The organism is Ruminococcus sp. BSD2780120874_150323_B10, from assembly GCF_015553695.1.
Lineage (GTDB): Bacteria > Bacillota > Clostridia > Oscillospirales > Acutalibacteraceae > Ruminococcoides > Ruminococcoides intestinale_A.
The window spans coordinates 43,622-58,812 of record NZ_JADNHD010000015.1 but is presented as its reverse complement, the minus strand read 5'-3'; the positions used below and the strand labels follow the sequence as shown (position 1 = coordinate 58,812).

17 protein-coding genes are annotated in these 15,191 nt (G+C 41.5%); 10 read left to right on the top strand and 7 right to left on the bottom strand.

What is annotated here, in order from left to right:
• Window positions 1-260: 260 nt before the first annotated feature.
• Window positions 261-887 (bottom strand): superoxide dismutase, encoded by a 627-nt coding sequence (locus I2E21_RS09960; RefSeq protein ID WP_195411219.1) that lies wholly within the window; start codon window positions 885-887, stop codon window positions 261-263.
• 218 nt (window positions 888-1,105) lie between these two features.
• Between I2E21_RS09960 and trxA the strand changes: the two genes are divergently transcribed.
• Genes trxA through I2E21_RS09940 form a run of 4 tightly spaced genes read left to right on the top strand, consistent with a single transcriptional unit; the run spans window position 1,106 to window position 4,513 of the window.
• Window positions 1,106-1,426, top strand: coding sequence for a thioredoxin (gene trxA / locus I2E21_RS09955; RefSeq protein WP_186935507.1), 321 nt, complete (start codon window positions 1,106-1,108; stop codon window positions 1,424-1,426).
• Window positions 1,426-2,343: a DMT family transporter gene (locus I2E21_RS09950; protein ID WP_022234085.1), complete on the top strand. Its 918-nt coding sequence runs from the start codon at window positions 1,426-1,428 to the stop codon at window positions 2,341-2,343. The genes trxA and I2E21_RS09950 overlap by 1 nt, the downstream gene beginning before the upstream one ends.
• Window positions 2,340-3,011 (top strand): HAD family phosphatase, encoded by a 672-nt coding sequence (locus tag I2E21_RS09945; RefSeq protein WP_249376982.1) that lies wholly within the window; start codon window positions 2,340-2,342, stop codon window positions 3,009-3,011. The genes I2E21_RS09950 and I2E21_RS09945 overlap by 4 nt, the downstream gene beginning before the upstream one ends.
• A gap of 41 nt (window positions 3,012-3,052) precedes the next feature.
• Window positions 3,053-4,513, top strand: a complete 1,461-nt coding sequence (locus I2E21_RS09940; RefSeq protein WP_243240622.1) for an alanine/glycine:cation symporter family protein — start codon at window positions 3,053-3,055, stop codon at window positions 4,511-4,513.
• 379 nt (window positions 4,514-4,892) lie between these two features.
• Here I2E21_RS09940 and I2E21_RS09935 read toward each other — a convergent pair whose 3' ends face one another.
• The 4 genes from I2E21_RS09935 to hflX all read right to left on the bottom strand — a co-directional run bounded on the left by I2E21_RS09935 (window position 4,893) and on the right by hflX (window position 7,723).
• Window positions 4,893-5,561, bottom strand: a complete 669-nt coding sequence (locus I2E21_RS09935; protein WP_022234088.1) for a hypothetical protein — start codon at window positions 5,559-5,561, stop codon at window positions 4,893-4,895.
• A gap of 32 nt (window positions 5,562-5,593) precedes the next feature.
• A complete protein-coding gene (locus I2E21_RS09930; protein ID WP_195411218.1) occupies window positions 5,594-5,812 on the bottom strand; it encodes a hypothetical protein in 219 nt (72 codons plus the stop codon).
• On the bottom strand, window positions 5,809-6,387 hold the full coding sequence (locus I2E21_RS09925; protein WP_195411217.1) for a phosphatase PAP2 family protein: 579 nt from the start codon (window positions 6,385-6,387) through the stop codon (window positions 5,809-5,811). The genes I2E21_RS09930 and I2E21_RS09925 overlap by 4 nt, the downstream gene beginning before the upstream one ends.
• A gap of 85 nt (window positions 6,388-6,472) precedes the next feature.
• Window positions 6,473-7,723, bottom strand: coding sequence for a GTPase HflX (gene hflX, locus I2E21_RS09920; protein ID WP_195411216.1), 1,251 nt, complete (start codon window positions 7,721-7,723; stop codon window positions 6,473-6,475).
• Window positions 7,724-7,887: 164 nt separating this feature from the next.
• Here hflX and I2E21_RS09915 point away from each other — a divergent pair, with 164 nt between their 5' ends.
• From I2E21_RS09915 to I2E21_RS09900, 4 genes are all read left to right on the top strand, one after another.
• Window positions 7,888-9,351: an FAD-binding protein gene (locus tag I2E21_RS09915; protein ID WP_195411215.1), complete on the top strand. Its 1,464-nt coding sequence runs from the start codon at window positions 7,888-7,890 to the stop codon at window positions 9,349-9,351.
• On the top strand, window positions 9,351-10,193 hold the full coding sequence (gene nadC / locus I2E21_RS09910; protein ID WP_195411214.1) for a carboxylating nicotinate-nucleotide diphosphorylase: 843 nt from the start codon (window positions 9,351-9,353) through the stop codon (window positions 10,191-10,193). Before I2E21_RS09915 ends, nadC begins: the two co-directional genes overlap by 1 nt.
• Window positions 10,194-10,229: 36 nt before the next feature.
• Complete coding sequence (gene thiT / locus I2E21_RS09905; RefSeq protein WP_195411213.1) at window positions 10,230-10,817, top strand: energy-coupled thiamine transporter ThiT; 588 nt, start codon at window positions 10,230-10,232, stop codon at window positions 10,815-10,817.
• 210 nt (window positions 10,818-11,027) lie between these two features.
• Window positions 11,028-12,044 carry a type II CAAX endopeptidase family protein gene (locus I2E21_RS09900; protein ID WP_195411212.1) on the top strand — a complete coding sequence of 339 codons (1,017 nt, stop codon included), beginning with the start codon at window positions 11,028-11,030 and terminating at the stop codon, window positions 12,042-12,044.
• Between the two features lie 117 nt (window positions 12,045-12,161).
• On the opposite strand, the gene I2E21_RS09895 is transcribed toward I2E21_RS09900, so the two are convergent.
• A complete protein-coding gene (locus I2E21_RS09895) occupies window positions 12,162-12,980 on the bottom strand; it encodes a DUF11 domain-containing protein (protein WP_195411211.1) in 819 nt (272 codons plus the stop codon).
• Between the two features lie 181 nt (window positions 12,981-13,161).
• The gene (locus I2E21_RS09890) at window positions 13,162-13,677 is read right to left on the bottom strand and encodes a cob(I)yrinic acid a,c-diamide adenosyltransferase (protein ID WP_178586379.1); all 516 of its coding nucleotides are present in this window, start codon (window positions 13,675-13,677) and stop codon (window positions 13,162-13,164) included.
• Window positions 13,678-14,165: 488 nt separating this feature from the next.
• On the opposite strand from I2E21_RS09890, the gene rpsJ reads away from it, so the two are divergent.
• Together rpsJ and rplC are read left to right on the top strand one after the other, a co-directional pair.
• On the top strand, window positions 14,166-14,477 hold the full coding sequence (rpsJ, locus tag I2E21_RS09885) for a 30S ribosomal protein S10 (RefSeq protein ID WP_022234099.1): 312 nt from the start codon (window positions 14,166-14,168) through the stop codon (window positions 14,475-14,477).
• Between the two features lie 75 nt (window positions 14,478-14,552).
• A complete protein-coding gene (gene rplC, locus I2E21_RS09880) occupies window positions 14,553-15,185 on the top strand; it encodes a 50S ribosomal protein L3 (RefSeq protein ID WP_195411210.1) in 633 nt (210 codons plus the stop codon).
• Window positions 15,186-15,191: the final 6 nt, after the last annotated feature.

Here is a 15,191-nt window from a genome sequence, read left to right as displayed (position 1 = left end):
ATGCCTTAGTTGCATAACAAAAGCGTAGCAGCTAAAAGCCACTACGCTTTCAAATCTAACTTTTGGGGGTCACCACAAAGTGTGAAATATACAATTCTGTGTCGCAACTACATTTTATCATCTTTTATAATTAATGTAAATAATTACTTCATAAAGAATTGTAATTCTGTTGTTTTGCACAAGCATAAATAAACTTTTTTGATAAAATAAACAATATAATTTTTAATTCAAAAAAGATTAACACTCACCACACAAAAATGTTAAAAACTTTTCTGGTTGCAAAGTCGTTTTTCTGCCATTGCCCAATTTACTGCTTTTACAAAATCCTCGATATAGGCTTTGCGGTCGTTGTAGTGCTTTAGGTAGTATGCGTGTTCCCAAACATCAATATTAAGTATCGGTATAAATCCTCTGCAAAGCGGTGTATCCTGATTTTTGGTAGTAATAATTTTCAGTTTTTTGCCGTCATATACAAGCCACGCATATCCCGAGCCAAAGACAGACATCGCCGCATCGGTAAACTCATTTTTGAAATTTTCAAAACTTGTGAAACTTTCGCTCATTTTCCTGTGCAGAGCACCACGCTCAAGCCCATGGCAATCGGGGCTCATACCGTTAAAATAAAATCTGTGATTATACACGCCGCCTGCATTGTTTATAACATCTCTGCGTTTTTCCTCGGGAATACGGCAGGGATTTTTTAATATTTCCTGCAAACTTAATTTTTGAAGCTGTCTGCATTCGCTCATCAGCAAATTTAACTTGTCAATATATGCTTGCAGGTGTCTGTCGTGATGCAAAATCATTGTTTTTTCATCAATGTACGGCTCAAGCGCATTGTATGGATAGCGCAACGGCATGTTTACAAACGGGTGTTTATTGTCCATAGCAAATCATCCTTTCAGATTATTTTATGCCTCAGCATTGCTATAGTTACCGGTTGAGTAAGCAAAAATGATTTTTTATTCATATAATTGAATTTATGAAATGTAAAAAAAGTTGAAAAACGGTGTATGTTCTGTTATAATGTAAAATAGCAGTAAATTTTTTTATTTTATTGATAATGAGTTTATATGTGATAATAATAAAAGCAGGAGGTATTGCTATGGTTAAAGAAATAGTTGCAGAAGAATTTGAATCCGAAGTTCTTGGTGCAGATGTGCCTGTGCTTGTTGATTTTTGGGCAGAGTGGTGCAGTCCTTGCAGAATGATGGGTCCTGTTTTTAAGGAGCTCTCTACAGAGATTGGCTCACAGATGAAATTTTTTAAGCTTAATGTAGAAACCGAGCGTCAGGTTGCCGATTACTACGGTGTTATGAGTATTCCTACACTTATCCTTTTTAAAGACGGTGAAGAAGTGCTCAGACTTACGGGCCTTCGCAAAAAAGAAGCTATGCTTGAAGAATTAAAGCCTTATTTAAGCTGATGAGCATAAAAAATTACAAGGTAGCCGCTGCACTTGCAATATTTTGCACTTTGCTTTGGGGTACTGCGTTTCCTTTTATAAAAGTAGGCTATGCACAGTTTGGCATAGAGGGGAACGACATAGGCTCAAAGCTGCTTTTTGCAGGTGCAAGGTTTACCCTTGCAGGAATAATGGTGCTTTTCATTTTTTTAGTCAAGAACAAGCACTTGCCTAAAATTGAGAAAAACGGCATTATGCCTGTTATGCTGCTCGGTTCGGTGCAGACTTTCGGGCAGTATATTTTTACATATATCGGCATAGGATTTACAAGCGGTGCCAACACCTCGGTTATAACCGCCTGTGCAACTTTTTTTACCGTGCTTTTTGCTCCGCTGTTTTTTAAGTCGGACAAACTGAACATTTGTAAAATAATCGGTTGCGTGCTCGGCTTTTGCGGAGTTTTGTGTGTAAACAGCGGCGGTGGTGTGACTGTCGACACGCTGTTCGGCGATTTTATGATATTGATGTCAACTTTGTCGGCGGCCGCGGGTAATTTTATTTCTAAGGGAATAGTCCGTGACCGAGAACCGATTTCGGTAACGGGATTTCAATTGCTGTTTGGCGGAATACTGCTTTTAATTGCGGGTTTTGTTACAGGCGGAAAACTTGATTTTTCAAGCATAAAAGGATTGCTTGTGCTTTTGTGGCTTGCTTTTGTATCTGCCGCCGCATTCGCAATCTGGACGGCTTTGCTAAAACATCACCCTGCAAGCAGAATTTGCGTTTTCAATTTGCTTGTGCCTGTGTTCGGCACTCTGCTTTCCGGCATTATGCTGGGCGAAAGTGTGTTTGGCATAGAAACAATTGTATCGGTAGTATTGATTTGCGCAGGTATATTTATATCTAATATGCAGATAAAAAAGAGGTGTGAGCGGTGAAAATTCAAGGTGTAATATCTGATATGGACGGAGTTATTCTCGACTCCGAAAAACTTTATGTTCGCTTTTGGTGCGAGGCAGGAAGATTTTACGGATTTCCTATGGAAGAAAAACACGCTTTGTCAATAAGGAGTATGGCTCGGCCGCTTGCCTCGGCTAAGCTCAAGGGAATATTCGGCGACGGTTTCGATTATGAGGCTGTGCGCTCAAAAAGAGTTGAGCTTATGGACAACTATGTTGAGAAAAACGGTATTGAAGTTAAGAGCGGCGCAAAAGAATTGCTTTCTTTTCTGAAAGAAAACGGCTATAAAGTCGCTCTTGCAACGGCAACTCCTCCGCAGAGGGCAGAGAGATACCTTAAGGCACATGATTTATATAAATATTTTGATGTTACGGTGAGTGCGTCAATGGTAAGCGTTGGCAAGCCTGCACCCGACATCTACCTCAAGGCGGCGGAAATGCTCGGCCTTTCTCCGCAAAATTGCGTTGCGCTTGAGGATTCTCCAAACGGCATTAAATCGGCAAGCTCGGCAGGCTGTGTAACAGTAATGGTGCCTGACCTTGACAAGCCGAGTAATGATATAATTCCGCTTTTGCACGGTGTTGCAGACGGACTAAGTGATGTGAAAAGGATTTTGAGGGAACTTGAGGATTGTAATATACAGTAACCTTGAGCAATTGAGCAAAAAAGAAGAAGGGATTGAACTCGATGGATTTTCTACAAATGCTGAATGACTTTTTTACAAAGTTTGACAACATTTTATGGGGCGTGCCAATGATAGTAATTTTGCTTGGCGCACACATTTATATGACCGTCAGAACAAAGTTTGTTCAGCGCAAAACATTTAAAGCGATTAAGCTTTCTGTTACAAAAGACCCTGATTCAGACGGCGACATCAGCCCGTTTCAGGCGCTTACTACAGCACTTGCCTCTACAATAGGTACAGGTAATATTATCGGCGTAGGTACGGCTATTGCGCTTGGCGGTGCAGGTGCGGTGCTGTGGTGCTGGATTTCAGGCGTGTTTGGTATTGCCACAAAGTATGCGGAGTCGCTTATTGCGGTGAAATACCGTGTAAAAACTCGAGACGGTAAAATGCGCGGCGGCGCAATGTATGCAATTGAAAACGGCGTATCAAAGAAAACAGGAATTAACTTTAAGTGGGTAGCCGTATTGTTTGCGGTGTTTGCGTTGTTTGCGTCATTCGGCGTTGGTTGCGGTGTTCAAACAAATGCGATTGCAAAGATTATGGATACAACCTTTAATCCTGACAAAACATATATGCTCCACTTCTTCGGAATGGATATTTCGACTGTTGCGCTTATTTCGGGTGTTGTAATTGCAATTTGCGTTGCTCTTGTTATTTTCGGCGGTATTAAGTCTATTTCAAGAGTATGCGAAAAACTCGTACCTCTTATGGCAATACTCTATGTTATCGGTTGTATCATTATTTTATCAATTAACTTTGATGTGCTTTGGCAGACAGTTACACTTATTTGCGAGTCGGCTTTCAGCTTTAAGGCATTAGGCGGCGGACTTGCGGGTACAGGCATTATGATTGCGGCTCGTTACGGTGTTGCAAGAGGTCTTTTCAGCAACGAATCAGGTATGGGTTCTGCTCCGATTGTTGCATCTGCAGCCCAGTCAAGAAACTCGGTTCGTCAGGCGCTTATTTCATCGACAGGTACATTTTGGGATACTGTTGTTGTATGTCTTATGACAGGTCTTGTAATTGTAAGTTCATGTATTAAGAACCCGAACATTGATACAGCTTCGGTTGAGGGCGGCGAACTTACATCTGCCGCATTTGCACAGATTCCGTACATAGGCACACCGATTCTTGTTGTCGGTATCGTATTGTTTGCATTTTCAACAATTCTTGGTTGGAGTTACTATGCCGAGAGCTGTGTTGATTATCTTTTCGGCCCAAATGGAATTATCCCTTACAAGGTGCTGTTTATAGTTATTCTTCTTATTGCTCCGATTACATCTCTTGATATTGTATGGACAATGTCGGATATTTTTAACGCTTTTATGACATTGCCGAATATATTTGCAATGGTGGTGCTCGCACCTGTTATTACAAAGGAAACAAATTATTATCTCTACGGCAACAGACTTGATGAGTACGATAAAACTCCTGTTCCGTTTGTTAAAAGAAGAAAGTAAAATTTTGCCCGACTTTAGCATAAAACTAAGGTCGGGCTTTTGCTTTGAAGATATAAAATTACATTGAGAGTTTTATAATCAAACAGCTTAAATCAATAAAAAATATATGAACCTTTAGCAAAAAAATTCGTTTCTGCAAAGGAAGTGTTTGTTTTTGCTTGTAAACCAAGTGCAGTGTTGTTATTTTCCAAAATCATAACATATGGAATTATATTATTTTTAATCATATAATGTGTTCATAATTGAACCTCCTTTATTTGATGATTTAATTATAAAGGAGATTTTCCGTAAACAGAACAACACAAACGGTAAAAAATGTCGGAATCAAAATATAAAATAAGCAGTCGGCTGTGCGACTGCTTAGATTAACAAATTATTATCAGATTTTATCTGCAATTTCACCGAGGCGCTTGTAAATGCTGTTAGCCTCTACATAACCTCTTACAAATGAAAGCGGATAGATGTTTGTGTTTCTGCCGATTACCGAACCGGGGTTGAGTACACTGTTACAGCCTACCTCAACATGATCACCGAGCATTGCACCAAATTTTTTAACGCCGGTTTCTATCTTTTCGTTATCGCAATTAACGGTAACAAGCGACTTGTCGCTCTTGAGGTTAGAGGTAATTGTACCTGCGCCTGTGTGCGACTTATAGCCCAAGATGCTGTCGCCGATGTAGTTGTAGTGCGGAACCTGAACACCGTCAAAGAGGATAGAGTTCTTAAGCTCTGTTGAGTTGCCTACAACTGCGCCTTTGCCGACGATTGCGCAGCCCCTGATGAAAGCGCAGTGTCTTACCTCTGCATCCTCACAGATGATGAGAGGGCCGCCGAGGTGAGCGGACGGATAAACAGTCGCACTTTTTGCAACCCATATATTTTCGCCACGCTGTTCGTAGATTTCGGGGTCAAGAGTTTTGCCGAGCTCGATTATAAAATCTTTGATTTTAGGAAGTGCCTCCCAAGGATAGTCGAGTTTTTCAAGAAGTGGTTTTGCAATTGTTTTGTCGAGGTCATAAAGATTTTTTATGAGCATTTTTTCATTCATTATGTATTATTTCCTTTCGGTTTAAAATCAAATTATGCTGCAAAAAACAGCCAATATCCGTGAGCGTCTTTACCTGCAATAAATTTTACACCGTCGCTTGTGTATTCCGAAAAAACATAGTTCTTTTTGTCAAGCGGAGAGGTGACGGTAACACAGCTGCCCGTGCCGCACCATCTTTCGTTAAATACATTGATGCCCTTTATTACAAAGTAGTCTTTTGAAGTTTTGCCTAAATATCTGTGTTCGGTCATTTTACATCACCTTTTTTACGAATAATCTTTTTGTTAAGACGGTTATCCCAGCCGAAATTTTTAAATATAAGACAAGTTATTATTGCAAGCGCAATACCGAGTACAGCACCGCAGATTACATCTGTAGGATAGTGTACACAGTTGTAAAGCCTTGAAAACGCAATGAGAAAAGCGAGTACAGCCGTAAAAACGGCGAACTTTTCTTTGCGTATGATAATTACCGTTGCAGCGGCAAACGACGAGGTTGTGTGTCCCGACGGAAAACTGTAGCCCGACGGAATATGCCCGTTTACGGTAAAGTTGTAGGTTACAAACGGACGGGGGCGGCAGATAATATTTTTTATGCCAAACTCACCGAGCAGCAATCCCAAAGTCATTGCGCAAAGCATTATAACTCCCGTTGCCCTTGTCTTTTTGAAAAGGCAGAGCGTAAGTCCGAGTATAATCCAGATAAGACCTTTTTCACCGAGAAAGCTCATTACAGCCATAAATGTATCAAGAAAATCACATTTTATGCCTTGTATTGACTGCAAAACCGATGCGTCCCACGGAGTGATTGTTTCAAAAAAAGACATAATTTCTCCTATTAATGTTATATGCCGCTTGCTGATATGTTTATATACATATTATAGCAAACGGCGGTTGTTTTTTCAATAAATATTAATCAACAATATATTTTTCTGCTTTAGAATACAGCTTTTCGTCAAGGATTGCCTCAACCTTAATTCCCTCTGCAACATATTCTTCGCTAATCAGGGTTGCGTTTTTACGGATTTCTGCCACAAGTCCGGCATCGGAAAAAGGAATAAGCAGAGAAACTCTCTTTACTCTTACGGGGAGGTTATCGTCAACCGCTTTTAAAAGGTCGTCAATTCCTGTGCCGTTTTTGGCGCTTATCTTGACATATGAGCCTATCTCCTGCGGAAAACTCTCTTCTTCCAAAAGGTCGCATTTGTTGAGCACGGTAATGATAGGAGTGTCGCCGCAGCCGAGTGAATTTAAAAGGTCGGTTGTAACCTGCATATGCACTCTTGCCTCATCGCTCGAGGCATCGCATACATTTAAAATAATGTCTGACAGAGCCGCTTCTTCAAGAGTTGAGCGGAAAGCCTCAACAAGGTGGTGCGGAAGTCTGCGTACAAGTCCTACCGTGTCAATCATCATAACCGTAACGCCGCTCGGCAGTTTGAGCGCCCTTGATGTTGGGTCAAGAGTTGCAAAAAGTTTGTCCTGTGCAAGCACACCCGCATCGGTAAGATAATTCATAAGGGTGGATTTTCCTGCGTTTGTGTAACCGACAATTGCACAGGTGATTACTCCGTCTTTTTCTCTGCGCTTTCTCAACATTGAGCGGTGCTGCTCCACTTCGGCAAGTTCGGATTTCAAAGTTTCCATTCTTCTGCTGATGTGTCGGCGGTCGGTTTCAAGCTTTGTTTCGCCCGGGCCTCTTGTGCCTATGCCGCCGCCAAGTCGTGACATTGCCACGCCCTTACCTGTAAGTCGGGGCATCAGGTACTTTAGCTGTGCAAGTTCTACCTGCAGTTTGCCCTCTTTTGACCTTGCACGGAGAGCAAATATATCTAGAATAAGCATTGTGCGGTCAATGGTTCGTGTGTCGGTTTCTGCCTCTATATTTCGTATTTGAGTAGGGGAAAGCTCGCAGTCAAACACGAGCAAGTCGATTTCCTGTTGTTTGCAAATATCCGCAATTTCCTGCAATTTGCCTGTGCCCACATAAGTGCCTGTTTCGGGGCGCTTTAGATTTTGCGTGACTGTAAATACAGGTTCTGCACCCGCACTTTTTACAAGCTCTTTAAGTTCGGCAAGAGATGCCTCTGCGTCATAGTCGCCTGTGTCAACGCTGACAAGTACAGCCTGTGTAATTTTTTCTTCATTACTTATCATTTCCATAATTTCTCCGTTTTTGTCAGAAAATAAAAGATTTTGTTTACATTTTATTTACTATTCCTTTAATAAGTAGTATAATATATTGGTATAAATTTGTAAACAACATTTTTACTATTAATTATTTGCAAATTAAATTTATATAATCGGATATAATCGGGGTTTTACAAATGGATAAAAAATTTGATGTAATAATTGTAGGTACAGGTGCTGCCGGACTTTATGCGGCACTCAATCTGCCGGAGGATATTAACGCTTTGCTCGTTTCAAAAAAAGAGCTTACGCTTTCCAACTCCTCTTTGGCACAGGGCGGTGTGGCAGCAGTGCTTGATACTGTTCACGACAGTTACAAGCTGCATATTACCGATACACTTATTGCAGGTAAATACAAGAATACTCTTGATGCGGTAGAAAAACTTGTTACGGAGGGTCCGTCGGATGTACTGAACATCAAGGAGCTTGGCGTTGACTTTGACCTTAACGAGGACGGCACAATGTGCAAAACTCTTGAGGCGGGTCACAGCAGACACAGAATTGTGCATCATAAGGATTCAACGGGTAAGGCGATTGTTGACGCACTTATTGAGGTAGTTAAGACACGCAAAAATATTACAATTCTCGACAACTGCCTTGTGTATGCGATTGATAAGGTGCTTAACGGCTTTTATGTAAGTGTTGTTAAGGACGGTGAAAGCAAGACCTACGGCTGTAACTTCTGCCTGCTTGCCACAGGCGGTATAGGCAGAGTTTATAAATACACCACAAACTCGGCCATTGCCACAGGTGACGGCATTGCGTTTGCATATATGATGGGTGCAAAAATCAAGCACCTTTCAAGAATTCAGTTCCACCCGACTGCTTTTGCGGCTGAAAAGGACAGAGAAAGATTTTTGATAAGTGAGGCTGTTCGTGGCGAGGGTGCTGTTCTGCTTAACTGCGAGGGCAGACGATTTGCCTCGGATTATGACAGCAGAGGCGAGCTTGCTCCGAGAGATGTTGTGTCTAATGCCGTTATCAGAGAGTCTATCAAAACACACAGCGAGAAGTTCTATCTTGACATTACACACAAGCCTGCCGAATTTGTTAAAAACAGATTCCCTATGATTTACGAGCGCTGTCTTGAAGAGGGCGTTGACATTACGGTCGACAAGATTCCCGTATTCCCATGCCAGCACTACCTTATGGGCGGTATTGATGTTGATACCAACTCGGAAACTTCTATTGAGGGCCTTTTTGCGGCCGGCGAATGTTCGCATACAGGTGTGCACGGCGCTAACCGTCTTGCAAGCAACTCATTGCTTGAGGCGCTTGTGTTCTCAAGAACTGCCGCAAATGTAATTACAGAAAGATTAAGAAAAGAGCGCAAGCCGCTCGGCAGACAGCCACTTAAAAAGTCGATTGAGGGCAAGGCGTTGCCGCACGGTTATCGTTCACAGATAAGAGAAATTTTACAGGATACATATTTTGTACTTCCAAAGCCCGAGAAAGCGGAGGAAAGCTACAACAAGGTTGAGAAAATTCTCTCTGACCTTGTATCGGACGATTTTGCAATTACACCCGACTATGTAGAGGCAAGAAGTATTGCAATCGTTGCAAGTATTATTCTTGAAGAATTTAAGGAGGGCATTAAATAATGCTAATCAACAGTATTTATGCAGATAACATTATAAAGACAGCTTTGCTTGAGGATATTAACTACCTTGATACCACAACCGACTATCTCATTGACGAGGAACAGGAAGATACCGCTAAATTCCTTGCAAAGAGCGACGGTGTGCTTTGCGGTATTGAGATTGCACTGCGAGTTTTTGAGATTTTACAGCCGACAGGTTTTGAGGCTAAGGTTTATAAAAAAGACGGCGATTTGCTCAAAAAGGGCGATATTATTGCGGAAATTCACGGCAAAACCCGTACAATCTTAAAAGGCGAGCGTACAGCGCTTAACCTTATTCAGCATATGAGCGGTATCGCTACCGCAACGCACAATGCGGTTGAAATTGTAAAGGGTACCAACGCATCTATTGCAGATACAAGAAAAACTCTTCCGGGACTTCGTGCTTTGCAGAAGTACGCTGTTACAGTAGGCGGCGGCAGAAATCATCGTTACAACCTTTCGGACGCTGCTATGCTTAAGGACAATCACATTGATGCAGGCGGCGGCATTGAAAATGCTGTTGCCAAGCTCAAAACAAAGCTCGGCCATATGACAAAGATTGAACTTGAGGTAAGAAACCTTGACGAGTTAAGACAGGCGCTTGAGGCTGATGTTGATGTAATTATGCTTGACAATATGAGCCCTGCTCTTATGAAAGAGGCTGTTGAGATTACAAACGGCAAAGCGTTGCTTGAGGCAAGCGGCGGTATTACAGACGAAACTTTAAGAGAAATTGCCGAAACAGGCGTTGACATTATTTCAATGGGTGCGCTTACCCACTCTGTAAAGGCATTTGATATTTCGCTTAAAATCGCAAAATAATTTTTATACACATAATATAAAGAAAAGTAGGGTAGAATGAAGAAAACAGGAATAAATAAAAATGTGATTATGCTCTGCGAATGTGCGGTTATGGTTGCGCTTGCAACTGTATTGAGCCTGATAAAAATCGAGTTCCCGTACGGCGGAAGTATTACGATTTGCAGTATGCTGCCGATTTTAATTATCGGTTATCGTTACAAGCCGTTGGTAGGTTGTCTGACAGGTGTTGTCTACGGACTTATTCAGATGCTTTTCGGTATGTCAAACTTTGCGTATGCAACTTCTTGGCAGGCAGCTCTTATGATTCTCTTTTTCGACTACCTTATTGCCTTTGGCGTAATCGGTCTGGGCGGAGTTTTCAGAGGCATTAAAAATCAGGCAGTCGGACTTGCTTTGGGCGCATTGCTTGCAAGCGTGTTGAGATTTTTGTGCCATTTCTTAAGCGGTATTACCGTGTGGGCAGGCTTTGCAGACGGTATGCCTGTTTGGCTGTATTCGCTTATATACAACGGTTTGTATATGCTCCCCGAATTTGGCATTTTGATTGCAACGGCTATTGCTTTGGGACTTTTGGTTGATTTCAGAGGCGAAAAACTCGGAGCAATTAAAAGAAACAAAAAATAATTTCAATCATAAGCCTTCCTCTTATGAGGGAGGCTTGTTTAAAAGATTCTTTTTCGATAGTTGCAGTAAATTATGGTTTAGCATAATTCATTGTCGGGTAATTATAAAAGTATTTTGATAAACCTTAATTATCTCCGCTTAGGAAAACATCCGTTTAAAAATATTTGCGGAAACTTTAATGTAACAGTTACAGAATGAAAGGATAAATAAATGAACAACAAACTTATTAACCGAGAGATACGCACGCTGTCAAATTACAGCTCTCTGCCGCTTTTGTGTTTTGTGATTTTATCGCAGGTGAGCTCATACTTTGTATATTTTATATTTGACCTGCTTAAAGGCACGGCACTTTACGATGACTACGGCTTTAAAATGCTTATAAGCTACTGCGTTATATACCTTGTTGTAATGCCGCTTATTCTGCTGATTTTTTCTGAACTGCGGGGCAAACGGGTAAGGCTTTCGCTGAAAACTTGTTTTGTAAAACCCGCAAAGCCTGCCGGTTGGGTGTGTAAGTATGTAATAATAGCAATCGGTCTGACATATTTGATTGCTGTTTCGTCATCTATTATAAGTGCAATCCTTGAGTCGTTCGGAATAAAGCTAAATACATCGGATATTTCATTCGGTGATTCGCCTTTCGGAGTAATTGCAACGGTTGTGGCTTTGCCTTTGTTCGCCCCTTTCTTTGAAGAGCTTTTATTCAGAGGAAGTATTTACAGAAATAATGAGCCGATGGGACAGTGGTTTGCAATCATTGTGTCCGGTGCGGCTTTCGGACTGTGGCATACAAACTGTGTTCAGACTGTTTATGCAACGGGTATGGGAATTATTGCCTGCGCACTATATGCTAAAACACGCTCAATAATTCCGTCAATGATAGTGCATTTTGTTATTAATTCAATAGCGGCGCTTCAACAGCTTTGTATGAACGGACTTGATACCGATATACTTAAGGACGCAAATACAGAATACATTATGAACCATTACGGACAGATTATGTTTATAGGCCTTATGGAACTTGCTGTGTTTGGAATAATTATTGCGGCAATAGTTCTTTCTATAATTGAGCTTGTAAAACACCGTGGCCGCTTTCCTTTATATAAAGGAAGATATAATATGTCGCTCGGTAAAAAACTCGGTGTGTACTTTTCGGCTCCTGTAACTGTTGTTGCATATGCAGTGCTGATTTTTGAAACAATAGCAAATGCTTTGTACGGCGGATAAAAATATAAAATAAATGCCGAATTTTCTTTTAGACTGTAATTTCCGTTTTTAATAAAGAACCTATAAAGTTAAGTGGTGACATCTTGTAAATGTCACCACTTTTTAATATGCTTAATTTTAAACTGTCGGTGCTGTACCTGTAATAATTGCTGTTGCGAATGAACCTGCCGGGATTGTAACAGGTTCGGCTGTGCCTGTAGGGAAGGTGAGGGTATTGCCAACCTGCGTCCATTGGTCTGCGGTGTAAATAATTGTAGGCTGACCGTTTACGGTAAGCTCAATTCCCGTTACTGTATAGCCTGTAGGCAGAGTGTCGGTAAATACAATATTTTCTGCGGCAACCGTACCTTCGTTTTGAGCTATCAGAGTGTAAGGAAGCACTCCTCCCGAAGCAACGGTTGACGGAGCGGCCTTAAGCAAAGTTACAAGTTCCTGCTGTGCGGGTGTTATTGTTGCTGTATCAGATGCGGTAACTGTTGTGGCAAGAGGAGTGGTTGCCGTTACCGTAGCTGTATTTGTGATTTCATTAGCCTGTGCGGCAGAAGGAAGAAGTGACAGTGCTATTGTAATCGACTGTCCTGCCGCAAGTGTGCCGAGATTTGAAATCACGAGAGAATCGGCGGTTCTTGTAACACTTGGCGAAAGCGCTGTTGCCCCTTGGCGGGCAACTATTGATTTATCTACATAGCTAAGCAGTTTGGCGGTGGTTTCACTTCCGAGGTTATCAGACACTGTAATGTCGGTAAGATTGCCTGTTCCTGTGTTTGTTACTGTTATAACATAACCTACAGGCTCTCCCGGTACATAGTTTGTGAGCAGAGCGTCTTTTACAATAGCGACAGATTGCGACTCACGAACTTCTGTATCGACTTCGTTTGAACTTGCAGTGCGTTCATTATTAAAGGTAAGTGAAGCGGAGTTTGTGATAATTGCCATATTTTCACCTCCTTGCCTTTTTGGTGAAATCCGTAAAATTATCATCTTAAATTTTATTTGCTTTTTTATTTTTTACTTCATTTATTTTGCGAGAAACTTTACTTGTCCCTCGGTATATAGTATGATAATGAAGATAAAGTGTTACATTATATAAAGAAAAACAGACAGCCGAAGCTGTCCGTTAAAACTCAATTCCTATTCTGCCTGTAATTCCCCTGTCATACGGGTGCTTGATTTTTTTGAACTCGGTAATATAATCTGCGCAATCCATAAATTTTTGCGGAGGATTGTGTCCTGTCATAACTATTTCCATACTTGACGGTGCGTTTGTTATAAATTCGTAAACCTCGCTCTCGGAAAGCATATGGGCATTGATTGCCTCAAACACCTCGTCAAGCACAACCATATCATACTTTTCGGTAAGAGCGGTTGTAACGGCGTTGTCGAAAATACCTTTAAATATTTTTGCAGCCTGTGCCTTTTCTTTATCGTCCATATCAAAAGTAAATTTAAGCTCAAGCGGGCAGAATGTAAGAGTAACATTTTCGGTATGGCTCAGTATATGCCTTTCTCCCGAAAATTCTGTTTTTAAGAATTGTACAAACAGCACTTTCATTTTACTGCCTGCCGCTCTGACCGCAAGACCTATTGCAGCTGTGGTTTTGCCCTTGCCGTCGCCGTAATAAATGTGTTTCACAAAAATCAACTCCAAAACTTTGTATGAGTATAATTATATATGTTTAGCGCTGATTTGACAATAATGTCAAATTGCACAAAAATATATTTAAAATTTCTTGAAAGTTCTATAACGCTATATTTGCTAAAAGCTTGCAAAATAGGGGAACATATTGTATAATAATGCTTGCGTGACTGCAATATAGATATGCGATGAAGCGGGAGGTTGCGGCTGAAACAGGTCGGTTTTTCCGTGGAGTATGTCCGATTTTAAACCGGGCGATTTACAATGAAACACTGAACATACTTTGACATAGGGGTTGCTGTGTCTATAGCTATGCTCAAGAAGCTTTCAGAACGTCCCGGTTAACTGAATAGTTAAACGGGTTTTTTAATGCAGGGTGGTGAAACACCCGGCTGTGTTATTAAAAAAAGTTCTAAAGCGAACGCCCGCCAACTAACGAAGAACCGTAAAAACGGTTCGGCAAAATTTTTAAGGAGGCGACGATAATGGCAGTCAAGGAAAAGATTAGAATAAGATTAAAGGGTTACGATCATCAGCTCGTTGATCAGTCAGCTGAGAGAATCGTTGCAACAGCAAAGCGTACAGGCGCAAGAGTTTCAGGTCCTGTACCGCTTCCAACAGAGAAGCAGGTTGTTACAATTCTTCGTGCTGTTCATAAGTATAAGGACAGCCGTGAGCAGTTTGAGATGAGAACTCACAAGCGTCTTATCGACATCTTAAGACCGTCAAACAAGACAGTCGAAGCTCTTATGAGCTTAGAGCTCCCTGCCGGCGTTGATATCGAGATTAAGTTATAATCCGTACCAACCTACAAGCAGACAGGGTCAAGTTGGTGAAAACCAACCAATAACCTAACAAGGAGGATACATTTTATGCAGAAAGCAATCATCGGTAAGAAAATCGGTATGACACAGATTTTCGATGAAAAGGGAGCGTTCGTTCCCGTAACTGTTATCGAAGCAGGCCCATGTGTGGTTACAGCTAAGAAGACAGTTGAAAACGACGGCTACGCATCAGTTCAGCTTGGCTATGGCGATTTAAAGCCACACAAGGTTACAAAGCCAATGAAGGGCTTTTTTGACAAGAACGGTGTAGCACCAAAGAAAACTCTTAAAGAATTCCGTTTTGCTGACACAGACGCTTACAATGTAGGCGATCTCGTAAAGGCAGACGTATTCACCCCTGGTGACAAGATCGATGTTACCGGCAAGAGCAAAGGTAAGGGTACAGCCGGCGTAATTAAGCGTTGGAACTTCCAGCGTCTTAAGGAAACTCACGGTACAGGTCCTTGCGTTCGTCACGGCGGTTCAATCGGCGCTTGTTCATCTCCTTCAAGAGTATGGAAGGGCAAGAGAATGGCAGGCCATCTCGGCGCTGAGCAGGTAACAGTACAGAACCTCACAGTTGTTAAGGTTGATGTTGAAAACAACCTTATCGCTATCAAGGGTGCTGTTCCAGGCCCAAATAAGGGAATCGTTGTAATCAAAGATTCCGTAAAGGCTTAAGGAAGG

What these genes read in the sequence shown, in the direction of transcription:
- I2E21_RS09960 (WP_195411219.1), bottom strand. Translation starts at nt 887, where the DNA reads ATGGACAATAAACACCCGTTTGTAAACATGCCGTTGCGCTATCCATAC.
- trxA (WP_186935507.1), top strand. Translation starts at nt 1,106, where the DNA reads ATGGTTAAAGAAATAGTTGCAGAAGAATTTGAATCCGAAGTTCTTGGT.
- I2E21_RS09950 (WP_022234085.1), top strand. Translation starts at nt 1,426, where the DNA reads ATGAGCATAAAAAATTACAAGGTAGCCGCTGCACTTGCAATATTTTGC.
- I2E21_RS09940 (WP_243240622.1), top strand. Translation starts at nt 3,053, where the DNA reads ATGGATTTTCTACAAATGCTGAATGACTTTTTTACAAAGTTTGACAAC.
- I2E21_RS09935 (WP_022234088.1), bottom strand. Translation starts at nt 5,561, where the DNA reads ATGAATGAAAAAATGCTCATAAAAAATCTTTATGACCTCGACAAAACA.
- I2E21_RS09930 (WP_195411218.1), bottom strand. Translation starts at nt 5,812, where the DNA reads ATGACCGAACACAGATATTTAGGCAAAACTTCAAAAGACTACTTTGTA.
- I2E21_RS09925 (WP_195411217.1), bottom strand. Translation starts at nt 6,387, where the DNA reads ATGTCTTTTTTTGAAACAATCACTCCGTGGGACGCATCGGTTTTGCAG.
- hflX (WP_195411216.1), bottom strand. Translation starts at nt 7,723, where the DNA reads ATGGAAATGATAAGTAATGAAGAAAAAATTACACAGGCTGTACTTGTC.
- I2E21_RS09915 (WP_195411215.1), top strand. Translation starts at nt 7,888, where the DNA reads ATGGATAAAAAATTTGATGTAATAATTGTAGGTACAGGTGCTGCCGGA.
- nadC (WP_195411214.1), top strand. Translation starts at nt 9,351, where the DNA reads ATGCTAATCAACAGTATTTATGCAGATAACATTATAAAGACAGCTTTG.
- thiT (WP_195411213.1), top strand. Translation starts at nt 10,230, where the DNA reads ATGAAGAAAACAGGAATAAATAAAAATGTGATTATGCTCTGCGAATGT.
- I2E21_RS09900 (WP_195411212.1), top strand. Translation starts at nt 11,028, where the DNA reads ATGAACAACAAACTTATTAACCGAGAGATACGCACGCTGTCAAATTAC.
- I2E21_RS09895 (WP_195411211.1), bottom strand. Translation starts at nt 12,980, where the DNA reads ATGGCAATTATCACAAACTCCGCTTCACTTACCTTTAATAATGAACGC.
- rpsJ (WP_022234099.1), top strand. Translation starts at nt 14,166, where the DNA reads ATGGCAGTCAAGGAAAAGATTAGAATAAGATTAAAGGGTTACGATCAT.
- rplC (WP_195411210.1), top strand. Translation starts at nt 14,553, where the DNA reads ATGCAGAAAGCAATCATCGGTAAGAAAATCGGTATGACACAGATTTTC.